General features: G+C 62.0%; 20 protein-coding genes. 15 read left to right on the top strand and 5 right to left on the bottom strand.

Annotation, left to right across the window (positions count from 1 at the left end):
• Positions 1-59: 59 nt before the first annotated feature.
• The 11 genes from AC1DYF_RS22915 to AC1DYF_RS22865 all read left to right on the top strand — a co-directional run bounded on the left by AC1DYF_RS22915 (position 60) and on the right by AC1DYF_RS22865 (position 12,542).
• Positions 60-557, top strand: coding sequence for a hypothetical protein (locus tag AC1DYF_RS22915; protein ID WP_477879078.1), 498 nt, complete (start codon positions 60-62; stop codon positions 555-557).
• A gap of 75 nt (positions 558-632) precedes the next feature.
• Positions 633-836 (top strand): type II toxin-antitoxin system CcdA family antitoxin, encoded by a 204-nt coding sequence (locus AC1DYF_RS22910; RefSeq protein ID WP_477879077.1) that lies wholly within the window; start codon positions 633-635, stop codon positions 834-836.
• Between the two features lie 52 nt (positions 837-888).
• A complete protein-coding gene (locus AC1DYF_RS22905; protein WP_477879076.1) occupies positions 889-3,249 on the top strand; it encodes a helix-turn-helix transcriptional regulator in 2,361 nt (786 codons plus the stop codon).
• 209 nt (positions 3,250-3,458) lie between these two features.
• Positions 3,459-5,024, top strand: a complete 1,566-nt coding sequence (locus AC1DYF_RS22900; protein WP_477879075.1) for an ABC transporter substrate-binding protein — start codon at positions 3,459-3,461, stop codon at positions 5,022-5,024.
• 133 nt (positions 5,025-5,157) lie between these two features.
• The gene (locus AC1DYF_RS22895) at positions 5,158-6,180 is read left to right on the top strand and encodes an ABC transporter permease (protein WP_477879074.1); all 1,023 of its coding nucleotides are present in this window, start codon (positions 5,158-5,160) and stop codon (positions 6,178-6,180) included.
• Positions 6,180-7,067, top strand: coding sequence for an ABC transporter permease (locus tag AC1DYF_RS22890; protein ID WP_477879073.1), 888 nt, complete (start codon positions 6,180-6,182; stop codon positions 7,065-7,067). The genes AC1DYF_RS22895 and AC1DYF_RS22890 overlap by 1 nt, the downstream gene beginning before the upstream one ends.
• The gene (locus AC1DYF_RS22885) at positions 7,064-7,909 is read left to right on the top strand and encodes an ABC transporter ATP-binding protein (RefSeq protein WP_477879072.1); all 846 of its coding nucleotides are present in this window, start codon (positions 7,064-7,066) and stop codon (positions 7,907-7,909) included. The genes AC1DYF_RS22890 and AC1DYF_RS22885 overlap by 4 nt, the downstream gene beginning before the upstream one ends.
• A complete protein-coding gene (locus AC1DYF_RS22880; protein WP_477879071.1) occupies positions 7,906-8,832 on the top strand; it encodes an ATP-binding cassette domain-containing protein in 927 nt (308 codons plus the stop codon). Before AC1DYF_RS22885 ends, AC1DYF_RS22880 begins: the two co-directional genes overlap by 4 nt.
• A complete protein-coding gene (locus AC1DYF_RS22875; RefSeq protein WP_477879070.1) occupies positions 8,829-10,376 on the top strand; it encodes a hydantoinase/oxoprolinase N-terminal domain-containing protein in 1,548 nt (515 codons plus the stop codon). The genes AC1DYF_RS22880 and AC1DYF_RS22875 overlap by 4 nt, the downstream gene beginning before the upstream one ends.
• Positions 10,366-11,466, top strand: coding sequence for a DUF917 domain-containing protein (locus AC1DYF_RS22870; RefSeq protein WP_477879069.1), 1,101 nt, complete (start codon positions 10,366-10,368; stop codon positions 11,464-11,466). The genes AC1DYF_RS22875 and AC1DYF_RS22870 overlap by 11 nt, the downstream gene beginning before the upstream one ends.
• On the top strand, positions 11,466-12,542 hold the full coding sequence (locus tag AC1DYF_RS22865; protein ID WP_477879068.1) for a DUF917 domain-containing protein: 1,077 nt from the start codon (positions 11,466-11,468) through the stop codon (positions 12,540-12,542). Before AC1DYF_RS22870 ends, AC1DYF_RS22865 begins: the two co-directional genes overlap by 1 nt.
• Before the next feature lie 428 nt (positions 12,543-12,970).
• On the opposite strand, the gene AC1DYF_RS22860 is transcribed toward AC1DYF_RS22865, so the two are convergent.
• Positions 12,971-14,050, bottom strand: a complete 1,080-nt coding sequence (locus AC1DYF_RS22860) for a DUF3616 domain-containing protein (protein WP_477879067.1) — start codon at positions 14,048-14,050, stop codon at positions 12,971-12,973.
• Positions 14,051-14,433: 383 nt separating this feature from the next.
• Between AC1DYF_RS22860 and AC1DYF_RS22855 the strand changes: the two genes are divergently transcribed.
• The gene (locus AC1DYF_RS22855; protein WP_477879066.1) at positions 14,434-17,097 is read left to right on the top strand and encodes an EAL domain-containing protein; all 2,664 of its coding nucleotides are present in this window, start codon (positions 14,434-14,436) and stop codon (positions 17,095-17,097) included.
• 9 nt (positions 17,098-17,106) lie between these two features.
• Here the strand turns inward: AC1DYF_RS22855 and AC1DYF_RS22850 are convergent, their stop codons facing one another.
• Genes AC1DYF_RS22850 through AC1DYF_RS22835 form a run of 4 tightly spaced genes read right to left on the bottom strand, consistent with a single transcriptional unit; the run spans position 17,107 to position 21,141 of the window.
• Complete coding sequence (locus AC1DYF_RS22850) at positions 17,107-17,943, bottom strand: ABC transporter permease (RefSeq protein WP_477879065.1); 837 nt, start codon at positions 17,941-17,943, stop codon at positions 17,107-17,109.
• Between the two features lie 3 nt (positions 17,944-17,946).
• Complete coding sequence (locus AC1DYF_RS22845; RefSeq protein WP_477879064.1) at positions 17,947-18,825, bottom strand: ABC transporter permease; 879 nt, start codon at positions 18,823-18,825, stop codon at positions 17,947-17,949.
• A complete protein-coding gene (locus tag AC1DYF_RS22840; RefSeq protein WP_477879063.1) occupies positions 18,822-19,910 on the bottom strand; it encodes an ABC transporter ATP-binding protein in 1,089 nt (362 codons plus the stop codon). The genes AC1DYF_RS22845 and AC1DYF_RS22840 overlap by 4 nt, the downstream gene beginning before the upstream one ends.
• A 55-nt stretch (positions 19,911-19,965) precedes the next feature.
• A complete protein-coding gene (locus AC1DYF_RS22835; RefSeq protein WP_477879062.1) occupies positions 19,966-21,141 on the bottom strand; it encodes an extracellular solute-binding protein in 1,176 nt (391 codons plus the stop codon).
• A gap of 180 nt (positions 21,142-21,321) precedes the next feature.
• On the opposite strand from AC1DYF_RS22835, the gene AC1DYF_RS22830 reads away from it, so the two are divergent.
• From AC1DYF_RS22830 to uxaC, 3 genes are read left to right on the top strand one after another with little or no spacing between them, the layout of a single operon-like run.
• The gene (locus tag AC1DYF_RS22830; RefSeq protein ID WP_477879061.1) at positions 21,322-22,041 is read left to right on the top strand and encodes a GntR family transcriptional regulator; all 720 of its coding nucleotides are present in this window, start codon (positions 21,322-21,324) and stop codon (positions 22,039-22,041) included.
• An 18-nt stretch (positions 22,042-22,059) separates the two neighbouring features.
• The gene (gene uxuA / locus AC1DYF_RS22825) at positions 22,060-23,247 is read left to right on the top strand and encodes a mannonate dehydratase (RefSeq protein ID WP_477879060.1); all 1,188 of its coding nucleotides are present in this window, start codon (positions 22,060-22,062) and stop codon (positions 23,245-23,247) included.
• 29 nt (positions 23,248-23,276) lie between these two features.
• Positions 23,277-24,692, top strand: a complete 1,416-nt coding sequence (uxaC, locus tag AC1DYF_RS22820; protein WP_477879059.1) for a glucuronate isomerase — start codon at positions 23,277-23,279, stop codon at positions 24,690-24,692.
• The last annotated feature ends 27 nt before the right edge of the window (positions 24,693-24,719 follow it).

Genomic DNA, 24,719 nt, shown 5'->3' with positions numbered 1-24,719 from the left:
CAGATTTCCTGTATCGTAGCCACTTGACGATTGACAATCTTGGCTAGGGGGTATCGCCAATGTCGGATGTTTTTCTGACCTATTTTCACACACTGCTCAGCCTGGTCGCCATAGTCACCGGCATCAGGGTCGTCTATGGCTTTCTCAAGAGCCAGACCTATCCCGGCTGGACCACGACCTATATCGTCACCACGACATTGACCCTGATCACCGGCTTCCTGTTTAAGTTCCATGGCTTCACACCGGCCATCGGCGTCGGAATTCTCTGTATTCTCATCCTGATCCCGACGCTCTACGCGAAGTACAGGACGTCGCTGACCGGCATTTGGCGCATCGTCTATGTCGCCGGGTCGACGGTGCTTTTGTACTTCAACTGTTTCGTGCTGATCGCCCAGTCCTTCCAGAAAGTGCCCTTCCTGCACACGCTGGCACCGACGGGCTCCGAACCGCCCTTCGCGATTTCCCAGGCAATCCTGCTGATCGTTGCGATCATCATCGGCTTTCTCAGCGTCCGCCGTTTCCGCACGCCGGGTCCGCTGCTCAGGGTGGTTCGCTGAAGGCGGCACGCGCGAATGAACAAGCGTTGTCTCGGGAGCCGTGCGCGTTATAGTGCATGGCATCCGGAGATTATCATGACCTCGAATGCTCGCAGCCCGAAACGGAACGCTTCACGCATCGACGGCGCGGATGCGCGAAACGGAATTTACGGGTCTCTCTCTGGCGAACAGGCAGAGAGAGACCGCTGTTGGCTGGCGGAAAATTCAGACGCGATTGATGCGGAGAATGTGTACACCGAAAAGTACGGTCTGCCGCTCGCGAAATACCGGCTCTTCTAATGGCTCGTTTCCAGGTTCGTATAAGCTACTTGCCTGAGTCCGAGGCCGGGCTATGAACACATCCTTTTGCCGAGAGACACTGATAGACCACATCCTTGCGGCCAAGCACAGCATCATACTCCTCGAAGCGCCGGCGGGCATGGGAAAATCGCAGTTGCTTCAGCAGCTTGGTGCGCACCTCGGCGCAACGGCTTGGACCTCGCACGAGATTCCACCGGGTGACGAACAGCCAATCACCCTCTGGGACATACCGCCGTATCGCCCAGCCCAGCCGCTGCCCGAACGCTTCCTCAATGATAGCGCTCGCATCGTCATCGCCAAACGCCCCGAAACCGAGCTGCCGGGACTCGCCCGCGCCATCAGCTATGGCCTCGTCGAACGGATCAGCAAAGAGTCTCTGCTCGTTTCCGAAGATGAGACCACTGCACTGTTCGGTGCAGCAGACGCCCCGCATATCCTCGCCCGCTCCGGCGGCTGGCCGCTGATCACCTTCCGCCATGGCCAGATCGACGGCATGGCAGAATTCCTGCGCCACGAATTCCTCGCCTCGGTGCCGGACGCCGACCTCGTCGACCTGAAGCTCATGGTCGAGGGTGCCCGGCTTGCGGCTCGCCATCCCGACAGCCTTTTCCCCTTGGCGCAGGCCGGTGACGACCGCAAACTTTCTTTCTGCATCCCCGCGATCGCTGATGCGCTGCGTGAAAGCCTTGACATCGTGATTGCCGAACGCCTCGCCACGCCCGCCGGCGTCAAGGCGGTTGCCGAAGCCTATGCCGAGCGCGACCGGATGATCGAGGCGATCCTGACGTTCCAGTCGGCCGGTTTCTTCGACAATGCGCTGGCGCAGTTCAACCGCGCCGGCGGCCTGTTCTTCATCTATTTCCATGGTCCTGCCGATTTCGAGCGCGTGCTGTCGGGCTTTCCACCCAGCTACGCGCATCAGAGCGAGACGCTGGTCCTGTCATTGGCGCTGCAGGCGCTCAAGCGCGGTGATATTTCCCGCGCCCGCCGCCTGCTTGTCGATCGTTTTGGCGACACGGCCAATGATATCGAGACGGTGTTTTCCTCGCGCACCCTCTATTCGCGCGAGTTCCGCGAATTCCGCTTCCTGATGCTGATCTATGAGGATCACCATTTCGGCGAGGACCTGCTGGCGACTTTGTTCACGCTGATCGCCGAATTCCCCGGCGATGCGCACCTGTTCCGCGGCAGTTTCTACAATTCGGTGCTGGAATTCTATATCCGCCAGCGCCGCTTCGCCGAGGCGGAGGAGGTGGCGCAGCGGGCAATGTATCATTACAAATGCGCCAAGGCGCCGATGCTCTGCTTTTATATCAGCCTGCATCAGGCGATGATCGCGCTGATCGAGGGCGATACGCTGACGGCGCGCAAGCATGCGGCGCTGTCGCGCGAAAGCCTTATGGACGTGCCGTTCGAAACGCCCAACGACATGCGGCTGCAGACGCTGCTCGAAGCCTGCATCGAATATGAAGGCGGCCGTGCCGAGCCGCTGGCTCGTTTCCTCAACACCGAGATCGACGATTTCTCGCATGGCGAGATCTGGCCGAGCCTGATGGAATTCACCCTGCTCTATGGCAGCGAGGCGATGGCGACGCATTTCTCGCTGCTCGCCGCGCGCGGCTTCCTCGACCGTTGGCGCGTCTATCAGATTTCCAACCATGCCTTCCAGGCCATGGTCAGCACCCGCGAAGCGATCATATTGCAGAACGCTAATCGCTGGTCGGAGGCCGCCGCACGGCTGAAAAGCGTCGATACCGCCATTGATCGCGACTGGGTGCTGGCCGACCCGGCCCGGCTTTCAGGCATCGCCGACCGCGACGATGTCGCTGTAGCACTCGGCTGGCTTCGGCAGATCCTGCACGAGCAGCCGGACCTGCCGCAGATCGAGACCTTGCTGGACGCAGTGCACGGCAATCTCAACATCACCGACCGGCAACGCATGGCGGTGGGCATCTGGCTCGCCTATATCCACAAGCGCCGGCAGGACCTCACCCGCGCCCGCGCCCTGCTGCTCGGCATATTCGAGGATGCCGCCCGGCTCGGCTCGATCGCACCATTGGCGGAGGAAAAACCCTTCCTCGGCGAACTGATCGACAACAAGCGCATCAGCCAGTTCTTGAGCGCCTCGCCCGCGATCCGCCAGGTGATCCGCAAGCTGCGCGACAGCGGCCACCTGACGCCCACCTCCGGCATCCGAAGCGAACTCTCGCGCCGCGAAAACAAGATCCTGGTGATGATCTCCGAAGGGGCCGCCAACAAATCCATCGCCGGCATGCTGGGCGTCAGCGAGGCGACGGTCAAATTCCACCTCGGCAATGTCTATCGCAAGCTCGGCTGCCGCACGCGGCAGGAGGCGATCAGCACGGCGCGCGCTGCGGGCATCGTCGGCTGACCTGCGACAACCTCACCTTTGGCACCTAGCCGAAGCGTATTGTTTCACCAAAACCTAGACTATTTAGACAAAAACCTAGACTTTCATCACGTTGTCACATGGCGATTGCCATGCAAGCTTGTCTCCGACGCCGTGCACTCCGCTGGCACGCGATCGAAAAGACGGCCGCACGGGCCGCTTCGGGAACCCATGTTGAACCGGGAGATACAATGAGCAAGCTCCGAATTCTCGCATCCACTGCCACCGCAGCGCTTATGCTGGGTGCAGCTGGCCTGTCGTCCGCCTCGGCCGAAACCGTCGTCACCATGAACACGGTGCAGATCTTCGGCACGATCGATCCAGCGAAAATCTCCGACTACACCGACTATATGGCCGCGGTGAACCTGTACGACGGCCTCGTCACCGTCGATTCCAAGGGCAATCTGCAGCCGGAACTGGCCGAAAGCTGGTCTATGTCGCCGGACGCCACCGAAGCGACCTTCAAGCTGCGTGCCGACGCGCATTTCTCCGACGGCACGCCGGTCACCGCCAAGGACGTCGTCTATTCGGTCGAGCGCCTCCTGAAGATCAACCAGGGGCCAGCGACCCTGTTCGCCGGCGTGCTCAAATCCGGTTCGGTCACCGCCGTCGACGACCACACGGTGAAGTTCAAGCTCGAAAAGACCTTCGCGCCCTTCTTGTCGACCGTGCCGGCGATTTTCATCGTCAATTCGAAGGTTGCTGAGGCCAATGCCGGCAGCGACAACGGCCAGACCTATTTTGCCACCCATGTGGCCGGCGCCGGCGCCTACCAGCTCAAGGATTGGGATCGCGGCGCCAAGATGACCATTACCCGCGACAAGAACTATTATCGCGGCTTCGGCAAAGGCCCGATCGACGAAGTCCGCTGGATCATCACCAATGACGAAGCCACCGTGAAGTCGCTAGCCGCATCGGGCGAATTGACCATGTCGAGCCAGTACCAGTCGCCGGACACCTATAAGGCGCTCAAGGAAATGGGCCGCTTCGACATCGTCAGCCAGGATACGACGATCGCCTTCTACCTGAAGCTCAACACCAAGGTTGCGCCGACCGACGACATCCATATCCGCCGCGCCATCGCGCTTGCCACCGATTACGACACCATCCGCAATGTGATCTATCCGGGCGGCGAAATGCGCGGACCGCTGCCGAGCGGCTTTGCCGATTTCTACGCCAATGACCTGCCGGCCCAAAAGTTCGACCTCGAAGCCGCCAAGGCGGAAGTCGCCAAATCGAAATATGCCGGCCAGGACATTCCGATCACGCTCGGCTGGGTCGCCGGCACCAAGTTTGAGGAAGAAATCAGCCTGCTGATGCAGTCCAATCTCGAACAGATCGGCTTCAAGGTCACCCAGCAATCCGATCCCTGGAACCGCGTCACGGAAATTGCCTCCAAGGTCGATACCTCGCCGGCCGTCAACCAGATCTTCTTCGGCCCGACCTATCCGTCGCCGGATTCGATGTTCTACGCCCAGTATCATTCCAAGTCGGCCGGCACCTGGATGTCGATGGAATGGCTTGAGGATAAGGATATCGACAAGCTGATCGACGATGCCCGCGGTTCCGTCGACGTCAAGAAGCAGGCTGAAATCTACAAGGAATTGCAGCACAAGATCGTCGACATGCAGCCCGACGTCTTCCTGCTGACCCAGCGCGTCCAGCACGCGATGGACAAATGCCTGACCGGCTTTAACGCCGTGCCGATGCAGTCCTTCGACTATAACTTCACCCGCTACAGCTGGAACTGCAAGTAAAGTTCTCCCGAGGCCGGCCCATCCCGCGAATGGGAGGGTCGGACCTCGGAGCCCAATTGCTTTCGATCCATCGGTTGAACCGCGCCATCTCGCGCGAATGCTGATCCGTTTCAATTTCTAAAGAGGCAAGTCGTTGGAATTCCTGCTCTTCCTCGTGAGGCGCGTTCTCTGGTCGATCCTGGTCCTGGTGGGCCTGTCGATCGTGATCTTCGCCATCGCCCGCGCCATGCCCGGCGATCCGGCCCGGCTGGCGCTGGGGCCGCGTGCGACGCAGGAGCAGGTCCACGAATTGCAGCAGACGCTCGGTCTCGACAAGCCGCTCTACCAGCAATACGGCCTGTTCGTCACCGGCCTGGCGAGGGGCGATCTCGGCCTGTCGCTGCTGACCAAGCGGCCGGTCAACGACGATATCCGCGACACCTTCGCCGCCACCTTCGAACTGGTGCTGGCGACGATCACCATTGCCTTCACATTCGGCGTGCCCCTGGGCGTGATCGCGGCGCGCTGGAAGGACAAGTGGCCGGACAATATCGTGCGTATGATCGCCATCATCTCAGCCGTCACCCCCAGCTTCTTCCTGGCACTGCTGCTGCAAATATTAGCCGGCTATGTATTGCATATCCTGCCGACCACCGGCCGCCTACCGCCGACCATGACATTCGTGCCTGACATCACTGGCCTGGTCACGGTCGACTCTCTCCTCCACGGCCAATGGGATGTCTTCGGCCAGGCGCTACGCTACCTGCTGCTGCCGTCGATCTCGCTCTGTGCCGCAACCATGGGCCAGATCGCCCGCATCACCCGCGCCTCGATGATCGACGTTTCCAGCCAGGACTATATCGAGGCCGCCCGCGCCTTCGGCATTCCGGAGCGGCTCCGCGTGATGAAATACATGCTGCGGCCCAGCTTCGTACCGCCGCTCACCATTTCCGGCCTGGAATTCGCCTCCCTGATCGGCAACGCCTTCGTCGTCGAACTGGTATTCGCCTGGCCGGGCATGGCCGCCTATGGCGTACGCACCATCCTGCAGAAGGATCTCAACGCCGTCATGGGCGTGGTGATCGTCTCCGGTGTCTTCTTCGTGCTCGTCAACCTGCTTATCGATGTCCTGGTCGGCTTCGTCGATCCGCGCGTCCGCATCCGGGGGCATCGCTGATGGCCGATATCGACACCCTCGCCGCCGAACCCGAGCGCCTTTCCAACGCCTATCAGAACTGGTACCGCTTCTCGCGCAACCCGACCGCCGTGATCGGCGCGATCATCGTCATCGTCACCATCCTCGCCGCAATCTTCGCGCCCTATATCACGCCCTATCCAAAGCATGTCGGCGCCGTCGTCGATTTTCGCGCCCGCCACCTGCCGCCCTCGTTCGAGCACCTGTTCGGCACCGACAATGTCGGCCGCGATCTCTTCACCCGCGTGATCTTCGGCGCCCGCATCTCGCTGCTGCTGGCGTTGGTGGTGCTCGGCACGGCCGTGCCGTTCGGCACCGTGCTTGGCCTGCTCGCCGGCTATTTCGGCGGCTGGGTGGAAACCGTGATCATGCGTCTCACCGACATCGCGCTCGCCATCCCGCCGCTGGTCATGGCGCTCGCCGTCGCGGCCGTGCTGTCGCCCGACCTGATCAATTCGATGATGGCGATCGCCGCGCTCTGGTGGACCTGGCACACGCGGCTCATCTATTCGATCACGCGGCAGCTTCGCACCCAGGAATTCGTTGAAGCGGCCGAGACGCTCGGGGCATCGAAATTCCACATCCTCTTTCGCGAAATCCTGCCGAATTGTGTCTCGGCGCTGGCGGTCAAGACTTCGCTCGATTGCGGCTTCGTCATCCTCGTCGGCGCTTCGCTGTCCTTCCTCGGCCTCGGCATCCAGCCGCCGACACCGGACCTCGGCACCATGGTGGCGCAGGGTTCCGCCTTCCTGCCGGATTACTGGTGGGAATCGGTGCTGCCCGGCTTCGCCATCCTGTTCATAGCGCTCGGCTTCAACCTGCTCGGCGACGGCCTGCGCGACCTCTTCGACGTCCAGGAGGTCAAATGAGCGACGCCCTTCTCTCCGTGAAAGGCCTCTCCGTCGAATTCTCGACCTATGGCCGCACCAACAAGGTCTTGCACGAGGTCTCGCTCGACGTGCCCGCCCATTCGCAGGTGGCGCTGGTCGGCGAAAGCGGCTCCGGCAAGACCGTGACCATGAAGGCGATCATGGGCTTGCTGCGCGAGCCGCCGGCCAGGATCACCGCAGGCCAAATCTTCTATGACGGCGCCGACCTGCTCACCATCCCCGATCGCGATCGCTTGAGGTTGCGCGGCACCTCCATGTCCATGGTCTTCCAGGATCCGATGAGTTCGCTGAACCCCGTCTTCACCATCGCCGACCAGATGGGCACGATCCTGAAATATGCCGACAAGCGTCTCGGCCGCAGCCGTTCGGGCCGCGAACGCATGGCGCGTGTGCATGAAGTGCTCGAACAGGTCCGCATGCGTGACCCAGAACGGGTCAGCCGCTCCTACCCGATCCAGCTCTCCGGCGGCATGCGTCAGCGCATCCTGATTGCCATGGCGCTACTGAGTGAACCCAAATTGCTGATCGCCGACGAGCCCGGCACCGCCCTCGATGTTACCACCCAGGCGCAGATCCTCAAACTGCTGAAAGACCTGGTCGAGGCGCGCGGACTGGCGCTGCTGATGATCACCCACAATCTCGGCGTCGTCCGCGAAACCTCCAGCCATGTGTACGTGATGAACAAGGGCGTGGTGGTCGAGCAAGGCCCGACCGGGGCGATCTTTTCCGATCCCAAGGACGCCTATACGAAGAGCCTGATCGCCGCTGTGCCGCGGCTGACCGGCGGCATGCAGTTCGGCAGAGCGGAGGCCAGGCCATGACCGCGCCCATGCTCGAAATCGTCAATCTCAAGAAATATTTCCCGGTCCACAATGCCTTCAGCCGGCATGTCAGCGACGTGCACGCGGTCGACGATGTCAGCTTTTCCATCGAGCGCGGCGCCGTCTACGGCCTTGCCGGCGAAAGCGGCTCGGGCAAGTCGACGATCGCCCGCATGGTCATGGGCCTGGAGACGGCGACATCCGGCGCGATCCGCATCGACGGCCGCGAGATCGCGGCAGGCCGGGGATCACGCGAGCACGGCAAGACCGTGCAGATGGTGTTCCAGAACCCCGGTTCGTCGCTCAATCCACGCCGCACCGTCGGCCAATCCATCGCCGTACCGCTCGATGCCCATGGGTTCCCCACCTCGAACCGGTCGAAGCGGATCAGCGAACTCTTGGAAATGGTGCAATTGCCGGCCAATTTCGCCGAACGGTTCCCGCACGAGCTCTCCGGCGGCCAGAAGCAGCGCGTCGCCATTGCCCGCGCACTTGCGGTGGCGCCGAAACTGCTGGTGCTCGACGAGCCGACCTCGGCGCTTGACGTCTCGGTGCAGGCGCGCGTCATCGACCTGCTGGTCGATCTCGGCAAGCGGCTCGACCTGACCTATCTTTTCATCTCGCATGACCTCAGCCTGATGCGCAATTTCGCCAGCCGCGTCGGCGTGCTCTATCGCGGCAAGCTGGTTGAGACCGGCTCGGTCGACGATGTCTTCATGCGCCCCCAACATGTTTACACGCAGCTTCTGCTCGCCTCCGTGCCGGTGATCTCGGCCGAGGAAGAAGCGATGCGTCCAAAAATTCCGCTGATCGACGGTGAGATTCCAACGGCCGAGAAACTCATCGAGTTCAGGAGCGGCTCTGCCGCTCCCGAGCAGGCGTCGAATGCCAAACAAGCCTTCAATGAGGAACAACCAGGATGATTAGAATTGGGATCGATGTCGGCGGCACCAACACCGATGCCGTCGTCATGGACGGCACGCAGGTGGTGGCTGGCGTGAAATCGGCCACGACCGCCGATGTAATGAGCGGCGTCGTCAACGCCCTCAAGGATGTGCTTGCCGCCTCCGGCGTGGCGGCGAGCGCCATCGACGTGGTAATGATCGGCACCACGCATTTCACCAATGCTGTCGTGCAGCGCCGCGATCTGGCGCAGACCGCGGCTGTCCGGCTTGGACTGCCCGCAACCTCGTCGCTGCCGCCAATGGTCGATTGGCCGGAGGATCTGAAGACCGCGATCGGCAACCACGCCTGGCTTGCGCATGGCGGCAACGAGTTCGACGGTCGGGTGATCTCGCCGCTCGACGGGGAAGAATTGCTGCGCATCGCCGACGAGATCAAGGCCAAGGGCATCAACACCATCGCCATCACCTCGGTCTTCTCTCCCGTCTCCAACGAGTTCGAGAAGCGGGCCGGCGAGATCTTCGCCAAGGCAATTCCAGGCGCACATATCACGCTCTCCAGCGAGATCGGCCGCATCGGTCTGCTCGAACGTGAGAATGCCGCGATCATGAATGCCTGCCTGCGCGACCTCTCCGCTCACGTCGTCGAGGCATTCCGCAAGGCGATCACCGAGACCGGTATCAAGGGCCGTTTCTTCCTCACCCAGAACGACGGCACGCTGATGGATGCCGCCTTCGCCGAGAAATTCCCGGTACTCACCTTCGCCTCCGGCCCGACCAATTCCATGCGCGGCGCCGCCTTCCTGTCGGGTGTGGATGATGCCATCGTCGTCGATATCGGTGGCACGACCTCGGATGTCGGCTCGTTGCAGAAGGGTTTTCCACGCCAGGCGACGGTTGCCGTCGAAGTCGGCGGCGTGCGCACCAATTTCCGCATGCCGGATGTCTTCTCCATCGGCCTCGGCGGCGGTTCGCTGGTTATCGATGGCGATGGCGGCGTCAAGGTCGGCCCGACCTCGGTGGGATATCGGATCAAGACCGAAGCGCTGATCTTCGGCGGTGAGACGCTGACCACGACCGACGTTGCAGTGGCGGCGGGCTATCCCGATCTCGGCGATGCCTCCAAGGTCTCGCATCTGCCGAAAGATCTGCTCGCTCGCACCCAGGCAAAAATCCTCTCCATGCTGGAGGATTGCGTCGAGCGCTCGCGACTGTCGCCGGACCCCTTGCCGGTGATTGTCGTGGGCGGCGGCTCGATCCTGATCGACGGCCCGATCGGCGGACTGGAAGTGATCAAGCCTGCTCATTTCGGCGTCGCCAATGCCGTCGGCGCAGCCATCGCCCAGGTCTCGGGCGAGATCGACCGTGTCTACGCGCTGGCCGAGATCGGCCGCCAGCAGGCGCTCGACGATGCCAAGGCGCGCGCCATCGATGCCGCGGTGGCTGCAGGAGCTTCGCGCGACAGCGTCGAGATCGTCGATGTCGAGGACGTGCCGCTCGCCTATCTGCCGGGCAATGCCACGCGCGTCCGCGTCAAGGCTGTGGGTGAACTCCATGTCGCGTGATTTCCGCATACTCACAGAAGCGGACCTGAAGCCGCTCGCACTTGGCGCTGCCCTGCTCGGCACGGGTGGTGGTGGCAACCCCTATATCGGCATGCTGCGCACCCGCGAACTGATGCGCCGCGGTGCAAAGATCGAGCTCATGCCGCTCGAAGCCCTGCCGGATGACGCTTGGGTCGGCGAAGTCGGCGGCATCGGCGCGCCGGTCGTCGGCGTCGAGAAGATCGAGGAAGGGGGCGAGTGCTATCGCGCCATGCTGGGTGTCGAGGAAGCAGCCGGCGTCAAAATGACGGCGGTGATCTCGGGAGAGATCGGCGGCGCCAACTCGATGGAGCCGATCATCACCGCCGCCTATGCCGGCCTGCCCGTGGTCGATGGCGACGGCATGGGCCGCGCCTTCCCCGAAGTACAGATGACCACCTTCTTCATCAACGGCGCCAAGGCTTCGCCAGGCGCGATCGCCGATGAAAAAGGCAATGTCGTCGTCTTCCGGCATGTGGTCGATATGTTCTGGCTGGAAAAGTTCGCCCGCGACATCGCCGTCGATATGGGTGCCGGTGCCGGTTTCGCCGTCGCACCGATGAGTGGCGAATTCGTCCGTCGCAATGCCGTGCCGGGCACGGTGACGCAGGCACTCGATATCGGCAACACCATCATCAGGGCGCGTGCGAAACACCAGAATGTGGTCGAGAAGATCGTCGCCGAGACAGGCGCCAAGCTGTTCTTCACCGGCAAGATCACCGACATCGAACGCGTGCTGCGCGGCGGCTTTGCTCGTGGCATGGCCAAGATCGCCGGCACTGGCGATTGGGCCGGATCGGAAGCGTCGATCGCGATCCAGAACGAAAACCTGGTGCTCTGGATCGATGGCGAGCCGGTGATCATGGTGCCGGACCTGATCATGAATCTCGAACTCGACACGGGCGAGCCGATCACCACCGAAATGCTGCGCTACGGCCAGCGCGTCGCCGTGATTGGCCTGCCCGTGCATGACCTGATGAAAACGCCGCATGCGCTGGAAGTCGTGGGCCCGAAAGCCTTCGGTTATCCGGAACTGACCTTCAAACCCCTCCCCTCGCATAGGAGCTCCTGATGAAAACTCTGCGCACGGTCTATGCCGAGGACCTGGACGATATTGCCGTCGGCGGTGCGATCATGGGCACGGGCGGCGGCGGCGATCCCTATGTCGGCAAGCTCATGGCCCAGCAGGCGATCCGCAAGCACGGCCCGGTGAAGATCGTCGATGTCGAGGATCTGGTCGACGATGCACTGGTCGTGCCCGTCTGCATGATGGGCGCGCCGACGGTCATGACCGAGAAGCTGCCGCAGGGCGAGGAACTGATCAACGCCTTCCGCCAACTCGAACAGGTGATGAACCGCAAGATCGACGCTGTGCTCTGCGGTGAAGCCGGCGGCATCAATTCCACCACGCCTTTCGTCGTCGCCGCCATGACCGGCCTGCCGCTGGTCGACGGCGACGGCATGGGCCGCGCCTATCCGGAACTGCAGATGGTGACTTTCACCATGCACGGCGTCTCGGCGACACCGATGGTGCTGTGCGACGACAAGGGCAATTCCATCGTGCTGGAAACAGTCAGCAATGCCTGGACCGAACGCCTCGCCCGCGCCGCCACCATCGAAATGGGCGGCTCGGCGCTGCTCGCCTTCTACCCGATGAGCGGCGCAGTGGCAAAGAAGGCCGTGGTGCGCGGCACGCTGACGCTTTGCGCCAATCTCGGGTTGACGCTGCGCGAGACGCGGGCGGCGCATGCCGATCCGGTCGAGGCGGTTGTCGACATGCTCGGCGCCCAGATCATCTTCCACGGTCGCGTCAAGGACATCGACCGCCGCACAGTCGGCGGTTTTGCCCGCGGCACCGCCCGTTTCGACGGCGTCGAAGACTGGAAAGGCCATACGTTCAAGCTCGATTTCCAGAATGAGTTCCTGATGGCCGAGCGCGACGGCAAGATCCTCGTGACGACGCCGGAACTGATCACGCTGCTGGAAGCCGACAGCGGCAATCCGGTGACGGCGGATTCGCTGAAATATGGGCTTCGGCTTGTAGCCCTCGCCTTTCCCTGCAATCCGCAATGGCGGACACCGGAGGGGATTGCTTTGGTGGGGCCACGGTATTTCGGCTACGATATCGATTATAAGCCGTTCTTTTGACAGCCGGTATTTTGGCCTAAAAAGACCCCGCCCCAAACCCCTCCCCACAAGGGTGAGGGGCTTAACCCAGCCGCACCCACTGCGCCCCAATTGAGGCAAATAGGATGCCGCGAGTCTTCTCCCTCCTTGTGGGGGAGATGGCCGGCAGGCCAGAGAGGGTCTACTCTTCTCACCCCCCTTGGCCGCGCCATCAACGTGCGGATCACCCACCGGCCCATCCACCTTCATTGTCATCGGCTTGATCGCCTTGCCGTGCACAGCGATGTCGCTCAGCATTTCTGCCGCCGTCTGGCCCATTTCGCAATTGGGCACTATGAGGGTAGAAAGCGGCGCCTGCGTGTAGCCCTTGGAGCGATCGATCGCCGCAACCATCCGGACTTCACCGTCGATGTCGGGCGGAATGAAACTCTGCCCGATCCAGGACCGATTTAGTCGATCGGCGGCAGATGAAATACAGTTGGATGGCCCTCGTCCAGATTGTCGTAGAGCACCACGACATCGACGCCGGACGCGTCGTTCGACAACACGGTCAATGTTTCGGCTTTTCCGATCGTATTGTTGACGACCACCGTCGGAATTGGCAGCAGCGTCTTCGTTTTGCGAATGTCTCCCGGAGTCAAATTGTCCAGCAACCGAATCTCATAGGGAACGTCTGGTTGCTCAAGCGTAGGCCCCGACAGAATGAGAAGTTTTTGGTCGTCCAGGGCAGCAAGGTCTCGGATGCCGACATCGGGAGCGAGGGCGACTTTGATCGTATGCACAAGGCCCGTCGGCAATCCTTCCTTGCCCGGTGCAAACAACGGTTCGACTGGAACAGTGACGATATATCCCACGCCGGCATCGACAGGGGTCCGCAATCCCGCATAGAGATCGCCTCCGATGACCGCAATGCCCTCGATGTTCGTGCCGACGGTTTTGGCGTTGCCGAAATCCTTCGCAACGTCGCTTTCGGCCAGCACATCTGCAAGCCGCCAGGTTCTCTCAACCGTGACGGAATCCGCGATCGGCTCATCGGGCTTGGCAGCAAAGCGCGTGAGCAGATAGCTTGACGCCTTGTACTTATCGCTTCCGTTACAAGAATGGGAACTCGACACAAAGATCATGTCATCTGCATAGGCTACGCCTTCACCATCAAGCTCCTCATACTGGTGTTTCGAATTGCCGCCAGGGCAAGGCGCAATGCGTTGTTTTCCAAGGACATCATCGCCGGTGTCATTTCCTTTGATGAAGGTGATGACATGCGCCAGCGGCGTCAGGGTATCGGAGCCGAGTTCGGCAAACTGGCCGAATTTTTCCTCGTCGTTGATGACGAAGCATAGTCGGGATGGATCGGCGGCCTTTCCCATACATGCCATGCCGCTGATCCCACGCGGCTTGTTGCCGGTTTTGGATCCAGGGGCATCGAATTGCGCCGGGACCTTTAACGCCTTGCCGGATATTTCGGCTCCATATGACTGCGATGCCAGACATGCAAATATCGACGCGCTAAGCAGTAGTTTAAGCGACATGCACATTCCTCCCCTGCTTTTGCTGCCTGTGCGATCCCGAATACGCGACGCTCTGTTGTCCGCTCCGTTCCTCTGTAGGCACGACGCCTCAAAGTCGTCGAAGGAGGCTGCAGGTCAGGCCGGCCGCAGTTCGGTTGTTCCATTGATACTCGCAACCTAAACGATTGACAAGCGAACAAATTCGATCCGCTGGAATCCGATCACTTCCAACTCGGTAGAACCAGCGCCACGCCATGCGATCAGTTGCGCAACGGCAACCAGTTCGACATGCCTTTGCCATGAACCGTGCCAGACGAGCATGATTTAGCGACGGTTAACAACTGTATATTATAGGTAAGCAGTCGCAGACATTGCTTCATGCATGTACTGGGAAGGTGCTGCAATTGCTTGAAAAACATTTTATCAAAGGTTTTAACGACAGCGGCCTTGATCCTGAGGACGTGCAGCAGGCGCATGACGAGCAGGAGGTGCTGTCGGTCCTTCCGTCGCTGATGGTGCAGATGCTGCGCTACCAGACGCTGATCGACAATATTTCCCAAGGTGTCTGCTTTTTCGACGGCGAACAGCGGCTGGTGCTCAGCAATCCGCGCTACGCAGAAATCTATCGCCTCGATCCGGAATGTCTCGTCTCCGGCACGTCGTTGCGCGAGATCATCGAGCTGCGTGAGGCCAATGGTACCTGCCCGATGGGCAGCGCCGACAACTATACCTCATTCTGCACCGATGCAGCTGTCGCCGGGCGCCCGATTATCTGGAATGCCGAACTCCAGGATGGTCGTGTCATCCGCGTCTGCCACCAACCGATGGAGGATGGCGGCTGGGTGGCGACCCATGAGGATATTTCCGACAAGATCGCCCACACGGCGCTCGCCAATGAACGGATGTCGCTGCAGCATCTGATCGACTCCGTGCCCGACTATCTCTGGGTCAAGGACGTCGACGGCCGCTTCGTCATCGCCAACACGGCGCTGGCCGCCGACTGGGGCCGGACGCCGGAGGAAATGATCGGTCTGGTCGACAGCGATTACCATCCACCCGAACTGGCAAAGGAGTTCCGGGAGCGCGAGCTCGAGATCCTGCGCACCGGCACACCGATGATCGACCGGGAGGAGAATGTCCACGATCCGTCCGGCCGGTTCAAATGGATCTTGTCCACCAAGCTGCTGCTGCGCGGACGCGACAACGAGGTTCTCGGCCTCGTCGGCATTGCCCGCGACATCACCGAACGCAAACGGTCTGAAATATTGCGCGGCGGCCAGGCGAAGATCCTGGAAATGATCGCGACTGCAGCGCCACTGCAAGATGTGCTGACCGAACTCGTGCTGCTCATCGAAGCGCAATTGACCGGCATCGTCGCCTCGATCCTGCTGCTGGACAATGACGGCGAAAGGCTTTGCCGAGGGATCGCACCGCACCTCGATCCGGATTATTCACGTGCGATCGAAGGCGTGCGGATTGGCCCCAAAGTCGGCTCCTGCGGCACGGCCGCCTATCGTCAGGAAACCGTGATCGTTGCCGACATCCAGGCTGATCCGCTCTGGGAGGATTTTCGCGAGCTGATGGCGCCCTTTGGCTACCGCTCCTGCTGGTCGACACCCATCATGTCACATAGAGGGGCGGTTCTTGGCACCTTTGCGATGTATTCCAAATCGGTGCGCGAGCCCACCAGTGAAGAGACCGGCCTTGTCAGCATGGCAACCCGCATCGCTGGCATCGCCATCGAGCGGAAGCTGACCGAGGACCATATCCAGTTCATGGCGACGCATGACGCGCTGACACATCTGCCCAATCGCACTCTGCTGAGGCAGCGTCTCGCCGACGCGATCGAGCAGGCGGAAGCCACCGATCGCGGCGTTGCCGTGCTGTTCATCGATCTCGATCGCTTCAAATTCGTCAACGACAGCCTCGGCCACAATGCCGGCGACGAGCTGCTGCGCATCGTCGCCAACCGCATGCTGGAACATGTCCGCTCGACCGACACCGTCGTCCGGCTGGGCGGTGACGAATTCGTCGTCCTGCTGCCCGACCAGCCCAAGCTGCCGGAGACCGTCCCCGCCATATGCCAGGTCATTATCGACGCCGTGGCCGCGCCGATCACGCTGGAAGGTCATGAACTGCGGGTCACCTGCAGCATGGGCATCGCCCACTACCCCGCCGACGGAGCGAGCACTGAAGCGCTGCTGACCAATGCCGATGCGGCCATGTATCAGGCCAAGGGCTTGGGGCGCGACAATTTTCAGTTCTATTCGCCGGAGCTGAACGCCAAGGCCCACCAGAAACTGCTGCTGCAGGAGCAGTTGCGCAACGCCGTGGAGCGCGCCGAACTTTTCCTGCAATACCAGCCTCAGGTCGACCTGAAGACCGGTCGCGTCTTCGCCGCCGAAGCGCTTATACGCTGGAACCATCCTTCACTCGGTCGCATCTCGCCGGCCGATTTCATTCCGCTGGCCGAAGAGACCGGATTGATCGTGCCGATCGGCAATTGGGTGATCCGCGAGGCCTGCCGCCAGAACAAGGCCTGGCAGGATGCCGGCCTGCCGCCGATCAATATCTGCGTCAATGTCTCGGCGCGTCAGTTCTGGGAAAAGAACCTGATCGAGCAGGTCGTCGAGGCGCTCGAAGCGAGCGGGCTTGAGGCAAAATATCTGGAGCTCGAACTCACCGAAAGCCTGATCATGCAGAATATCGACCACGCGGTCGCGACCATGCAGGCGCTGCAATCGCTCGGCGTGCAGCTGTCCATCGACGATTTCGGCACCGGCTATTCGAGTCTCAGCGCGCTGAAGAATTTTCCTGTCGCCCGTCTGAAGATCGACAAGTCCTTCATCGACGACCTTTCGGTCAACGAGAGCGACCGCGCCGTGGCCAGCGCCATCATCCTCCTGGGCCAGAAGCTGAACCTGCGCGTCATCGCCGAGGGCGTCGAAACCGACGAGCAACTGACCTTCCTGCGCGAAAACAATTGCGACGAGATGCAGGGTTACTATTTCAGCCGGCCGGTTTCAGCGCCGGAATTCGAGGACATCGTTCGCGGAGCGGCGGCCTGAGCCGACGCCCTATTGCTGCTGCTTGGCGCGGGCAACGATCTGTGTCGGGTTGACGAATTGCAGCGCGATCACCAGCCAGAACAAGGTCGTCACCATATAGACCACCGCCATCGCATCGATCGATTGCGCCGCACGCACACCCGAAGCGAAGACGGCGTAGTAGAGCGCCACCACCAGCGTCTGGGTCGTCGGGCCGGCGATCAGGAATGTCAGCTCGAACATGGCGATCGTGCGCACCAGCACCAGCAGCAGTGCCGCCAGCATGCCCGGTAGCAGCAGCGGCAGTAGGATGCGGACGAACAGGCTTGTGGTCCCGGCGCCGAACACCCGTGCCGCCGCCTCGATGCGCGGATCGATCTGTTCGACGAAGGGGATCATCACCAGCACGACGAAGGGCACTGAGGGCACCAGGTTGATCAGCACCACGCCCCAGAACGTGCCACCCAGGCCAAGCCGGTAAAGCACCGTGGCCAAAGGAATGCCATAGGTCAGCGGCGGAATGAGCAAGGGCAACAGGAAGAGCAGCACGATGGCGCGCTTGCCGGGAAAATCCCGCCGTGCCAGCGCATAGGCCGTCATCACGCCGATCAGGCCGGAAATGATCACCACCGTAAAGGTGATCTCGAACGTCACCAGGACGACGTTTCCCAGCTGGAATTCCTTCCAGGCGCTCGCATACCAGCGCGTGGTCCAGCCAGCCGGCAGCCATGTGCCGAGCCAGCGCGTGGCGAAGGAATTGATGATGACGACGGCAATCACCGCCAGGAGATTGAGGATGAAGAGCAGTGCTATGCCCCAGACCGCGAAGCGCCAGATTTTCGATGTCAGCCCCTTGTCGCGGATCATGACTCAGCCTTTCGTTCCAGCAGCCGGGCCGCGATAAAAGAGCGAACGCAGGCCGAGCACCACCAGCACGACGACCAGTTCGACCGCCCCCATGATCAGCGCGATCGCCGAGCCGAGCGAGTGGTCATATTGTTCGAAGGCCGCCTGATAGGCCGCGATCGATATCACCCGTGTCGGCCCCGCCGGCGCGCCGAGCAGCAGGGCGGAGGGAAACACCGCAAACGCCTGGACGAATGACAGGCAGAAGGTGATCGCCAGTCCCGGCACCAGCAACGGCAGGAAAACGCGCAGGAACCGACGCCGCGCATCGGCACCGAGCGTCGCGGCGGCCTGCTCGATGGCCGGATCGATGCCGGTGATGAAGGACAGAACCAGCAGGAAAGCGAAGGGAAATCCGGTGATCAGCAGCGAGGCAAACACGCCCCAGTAATTGTTGGTCAGCTTGACCGGATCGCTGAGAATGCCGAGCGCCTGAAGCGTATGATTGAACCAGCCGCGCGGTCCGAGAAAGGTCAGCAGGCCATCGGCGACAAAGACCGTGCCAAGCGTGATCGGCAGGACCAGGATCGTGGTCAACAACCTCTGCCGATGCATCAGCCGGACACGGAAGGCGATCGGCACAGCGATTGCCAGATTGACGATGGTCACCGGCAGCGCCAGCCAGAGGGTGGCGCCGATCGTCTTGTACTCGAACGGATCGCTGAAGAATTTGACATAGTTGGCGTACCAGGCGCCCTCTTTGGGGATGAGTGAATCCACCACGCCATAGAGGAACGGATAGACAAACAGCGCGATCATCAGCAGCAGTCCGGGCAGGACCAGAAGCGTGGTCCCGTCCAGCCCGCGCACGGCAAGCCGTGTCCTGAGGCTCGGACCGCTCATTGCTTTCCATCCCTGAACAGCAGCGCATGACCGGGAAGCGGGTTTAGCCGCGTCTCTGCCCCGCGCGGCAGCGCCTGGTCAGCGCGGAAATAGAGGTCGGCGCCATCGGGCGCTCGCGCCATGCCGAAAAAGGCGCGGCCGCGATATTCCATGCTGGCCACAGTCGCGAAAATGCCTTCTCCGTCGGTCGCCATCAGATCCTCGGGACGGACGGAAAGCACCGCAGCATCACCGACCTTCAGCGGTGTTCGCATGGTGCCGGACAACCGCGCCCCAGCCGCTTCGATCTCGGCTTCGTCCCCGGACACCGAAACGACCCGGCCGGAAATGCGGGTGCGAAACCCCATGAAATCGGCGACGGCGAGATTGGCAGGCCGCTGGTAGAGGTCCTGCGGCGAACCGATCTGCTCAATATGACCCTGGCTCATCACCACGATGCGGTCGGCCAGTGACAAAGCCTCGTCCTGGTCATGCGTGACATAGATGGTGGTCGAGCCGATCTGATCATGGATACCGCGAATTTCGGCCCGCATTTCCAGCCTGAGCTTGGCGTCGAGATTGGAGAGCGGTTCGTCCATCAGCACGATAGGCGGACGAATGACGACGGCGCGGGCAATGGCGACGCGCTGCTGCTGGCCGCCGGACAGTTGGCCCGGCAGCTTTTCCGCTTGGCTTTCGAGCCGGACGAGTGTCAGTGCCTCCTGGATGCGCTTGTCGGCTTCGGCCCCCTTGACGCCCTGCATGGAGAGGCCGAAGCCGACATTCTTCCGCACGCTCATATGCGGAAACAGCGCATAGCTCTGGAACACCATGCCGAAGCCGCGCCTCTCCGGCTCCAGTTCATCGATGCGACGATTGCCGAGACGGATTTCGCCGCCCGATAGCGCCAAAAGGCCTGCAATACAATTGAGCGCCGTCGACTTGCCGCAGCCCGAAGGCCCGAGCAACGCGATGAACTCGCCCGGCTCGATCGCCAGATCGATACCGTCAAGCGCATTATAGGCGCCGAAGGAACGGCGAAGCCCGCGCAATTCGAGGCGCGCATTGTTTTTTGCAGGCGAGAGCGAGGTCAAGCCAATCTCCATGGTGAAGCAGATCGGCCAGCGCCGGCCGAGAAAAGCGGCGCCGGCTCAAGCAGGATCAGCCCTTCTTGGCGCCGATCTTCTCGTCCCAGATGCGGAAGGCGGTGACCATCTGTTTGGGTTCGAGCGGCACCTCCAGCGGGTTGTTCGGAATCCAGTCGTCATATTCCTTGCGGCCGAATTCCTTAAGCGTGTCCTGGCTTTCCTGCGGCGCCATGGCCAGCGTCACATCCTTGACCGCCGGGCCGGGATAGAAATAGCCGGCATCATAGGCGATACCCTGCTGCTTCGGCTGCAGGATGTAGTTCAGCACATCGATCAGCACCGCGATCTTCTCGTCGGAGACGCCCTTCGGGATCACGGCATAATGCGCGTCCGTTACCCAGTGGAAACCGTCGAGCTTCGTCACCTTGGCTTCCGCCGGCACGATGCCGAGCGCGCGCGGATTGATGTCCCAGCCGGTCGTGGTCGCCACCATGTCGCGGGTGCCTTCGCCGAGTTCCTTGAACACGACGGCGGTGCCGGTCGGGTAATATTCGATATTCTCGCCCAGCGCCGCGAGATAGTCCCAGGTCTTCGCCCAGCCGTTGACCGGATCATGCGGATCCTTGTCGCCGAGCAGATAGGGCAGGCCCATCAGCAGCGTACGGCCGGGGCCGGAATTGGCGGGACGGGCATAGAGGAACTTGTTCTTGTGGGCCTTGGTCCAATCGAGCAGTTCCTGCGCCGTCTTCGGCGGATTGGCCACCTTGTCCGGCATATATTCAAGCAGCGGTCCCGACGGATAATACGTGATCACCACGCCTTGACCCTTGGCGAGCGACTGCATCTTCAGCGCCTGCGGCAGGAGGATATTTTCGGATTTCGGCAGGTCGGCCTTGTGGCTGTCCATGCTGATCCACAGGCCCTGGTCGATGCCGGCCGAGAGCGCATCCGTGCCGGTGAGCACGAGATCGATATCGACCTTGCCGGCATCCTGCTGCGCCTTGATCTTGGCGGGCAGTTCCGGCGCCGGTGCCTTGGTGAAGGCAAAGTTCGACACCCAGTCGGATTTTTCCGATGCATAGTTCTCGAACATGCCCTGCGTCAGCGCCAGGTCGCCTGCCACGTCGGCGATCGTGATCGTCACCGGGCTGGCCGGCTTGGCGACGGCGGCCAGCAGGCGCGAAGGCAGCAGGCTGGCAACGGCCGCGCCGGCTGCGGTGCCGACGAATGTTCTGCGTTTCATCTCCATCGTGGTCTCTCCTCCACTTTGATCCATACCGGCGACATGGGGCGGATGCCGGCGTGAAAATGATTGGAAATATTTGCGTAAAGTTCAGGCCAGGTTTCCAACTCCTCTTCGGATGCCCTTGGCAAGCGACGGCAACTGATATACTAGTATGCACGAAGGTGTCAACAACATGGAAAGCCGATGACGGAGAACAGCGTCTCAAACGCGCTGAATGAGCGAGAGCCGGAGAAAATAATCACGCTACGTCGCGTGACGACGGCGGATGCGATTTTCAGTCGCCTTCACGCCGACATCCTGTCGCTGCGCCTGCCGCCGGGCACCGCCTTGCAGGAGAAACGCATCGCAGAAGAATTCGGCGTCAGCCGCACGCCGGTGCGCGAGGCGCTGTTGAGACTGTCCGAGGGCGGGTTGGTCGATATCTATCCGCAATCAGGCACGGTGGTGTCGCGCGTGCCGGTCGGCGCCATTCCGGAAGCCGTCGTGGTGCGCAAATCGCTCGAATGCACGACGGTGGAGCGGGCGACCGAGATTGCCACCGCAGCCGATATCGAACGGCTGGCGGCGATCATCGCGCGCCAGAAGGCGCTTGCGGCGATCGGCGACACATCCGGTTTTCACGAGCAGGACGAGGCGTTTCACGAAGCCATCAGCCAGATCGCCGGCTATCCGGGCATCTGGAATATTCTCAAGACGGTGAAAGTGCAGATCGACCGCGCACGACGGCTGACGCTGCCGGTGCTTGGCCGCATGCAAAACGTCATCGCCGAGCATCAGACAATTCTTGATGCGATCGCCGCCCATGACATACAGCAGGCGCGGGAGCGGATGATCCATCATCTCAGCGCAGTCATCCCCGACGTCGCGGAACTGCGCTCCCGCTATCCCGATTATTTCTGCTGAGCCGCCGGAGGAGAATGCGTGAAACAGGGCTGGAGATGGTTCGGGCCGGCGAGCCCGGTTACGCTCGACGAGGTACGGCAGACCGGCGCCACCAACATCGTCTCGTCCTTGCATGAAGTGCCGATCGGCCGTGCCTGGACCGAAGCCGAAGTGCGCGAGCGCCAGTCGCTGATCGAGATCACGCCACCCGGCCGCTCGAAGCTCACCTGGTCGGTGATCGAAAGCATACCTATTCCTGACGCGGTCAAGCGCAAGGGAAAGGGCGCGAAACAGGAGATCGAGGCCTGGATCGCCAGCCTCGAAGCCGCCGCCGCCTGCAACATCCCGATCATCTGCTACAATTGCATGCCGGTCGTCGACTGGACCCGCACCGAGCTCGACCACGTGACACCCACAGGTGCGACCGCCATGCGCTTCGACCACGAGCGTTTCGCCGCCTTCGACCTCTTCGTGCTCCAGCGCCCGGCCGCCGCTCGGGACTATGGGCAGGAGGACACGGCGCGCGCGCGCACCGTCTTCGAAAGCATGACGGGGGAGGAAATCGCCGAGATCACCCGCATCATCACCTCCGCCCTGCCCGGCTCGACGACCGAACCGCTGACCATCCCGGAATTCCGTGACAAGCTGCTCGCCTATGCCGAGATCGATGCCAAGACTCTGCGCCGGCACCTGATCGAATTCCTCGAAGCCGTGACGCCGGCGGCCGCGGCGCGCGGCGTCAAGCTGACGCTGCATCCCGACGATCCGCCGCGGCCGCTCTTCGGCCTGCCGCGTATCGCCTCGACGGCAGAGGACTATGCCGCCCTCTTCGACGCGGTGCCATCCGCGGCCAACGGCATGTGCTATTGCACCGGCAGCCTTGGCGTCCGCGCCGACAACGACCTGCCGGCAATCGCTCGTCGCTTCGCCTCGCGCATCCATTTCGCCCATCTCCGCGCCACCAAACGCGAAGGCGAGGGCCGCAGTTTCCACGAAAGCGCACATCTGGAGGGCGATGTCGACATGGTCGCGGTGCTCAGGGAACTGGTGGCCGAGGACCGCAAGCGCAGCGACAAGGACGCAATCGTCTTCCGCTCCGATCATGGTCACCGCATGCTCGACGACCTGCACAAGACCGTGACCCCCGGCTATCCGGCCATCGGCCGCATGCGCGGGCTGGCGGAACTGCGCGGCATTCTCTATGCGCTCGGCAGCGTGCCGAACTAGAACCCGCTTCAGGCGGCAAGGAGCATCTCATGACCGTAAGCGACGGCTTTCTCCATCCCGACCGGCTTTTCCCGGCCGACCCAGCCCTTCGCACGATCGCCCGCGATCTCTATGAAACCGTGCGCGACCTGCCGATCGTCAGTCCGCATGGGCATACCGAACCATCCTGGTTTGCGGAAGACAAGCCGTTCGAGGATGCCGCCTCGCTGCTGATCATCCCCGACCACTATCTCTTCCGCATGCTCACTTCGGTCGGGGTCGATCTCGACACTTTGGGTGTACCACGGCTTGACGGCAAGCCGGTCGCGCGCGGCCGGGAGGTCTGGCGCGCCTTTGCCACACACTACCATCTCTTCCACGGCACGCCGTCGCGGCTCTGGGTCGACCATGCCATGTCGGCCGTGCTCGGCTGCACCGAGCCGCTGACGCCCGATAATGCCGACGCGCTCTACGACCATATCAACGCCGAGCTCGCCCAGCCCGAATTCCGCCCCCGCGCATTGCACAAACGCTTCAACATCGAGACCATCGCCACGACGGATGGCGCGCTCGATCCRCTCCCGCATCACCAGAAACTGGCGGCAGACGGCTGGATCGGCAAGGTGCGTTCGACCTATCGCCCCGACGGCGTCACCGATCCCGATGCACCGCATTTCCGCGAAAACCTGGTCAAGCTCGGCGAGATTGCCGGCACCGATATCACCGATTGGGAGGGCATGATCGAGGCACATCGCCGCCGCCGCGCCTTCTTCCGCCAGCATGGTGCGACAGCGACCGACCATGGCGTACCCACCGCCTTCACCGCCGACCTGCCCTTGAACGACAAGCAGGCTCTGCTCGACCGCATCCTGGTGGCACCCCCCACAGCCGCTGACGCYGAACTCTTCCGCGGCCTGATGCTCACCGAAATGGCCGGACTTTCAGCAGAAGACGGCATGGTGATGCAGATCCATGCCGGCTCGCGCCGCAACACCGATATCGGCCTTTTCCGCACCCGCGGCCCGAATATGGGCGCCGACATCCCCACACCCACCGACTGGGTCGGCGGCCTCGCACCGCTGCTGTCGAAATATGGCCGGGCGCCCGGCCTGCGAATCCTCTTGTTCACGCTTGACGAGACCACCTATGCCCGCGAACTCGCCCCCATGGCGGGCTATTGGCCCTGCCTGATGATCGGCCCGCCCTGGTGGTTCCACGACAGCCCGAACGGCATCCGCCGCTATCTCGATCAGGTCGTCGAAACGGCCGGCTTTGCCAATCTCGCCGGCTTCAACGACGACACCCGGGCGCTCCTGTCGATCCCGGCCCGCCACGATGTCTGGCGGCGCGAAGTCTGCCGCTTCCTGGCCGACCTCGTCGCCGAACACCGCCTGTCGAAACAGGATGCCGAAGGCGTGGCAGAGGCGCTGAGCTACGGAAATGCGAAGAAGGCATACAAGCTGTGACCGAGCGCTTACAGGACACCATCGGTC

Source organism: Rhizobium sp. P2_G9, assembly GCF_056403475.1.
This window is presented reverse-complemented; position numbering and strand designations above follow the sequence as displayed.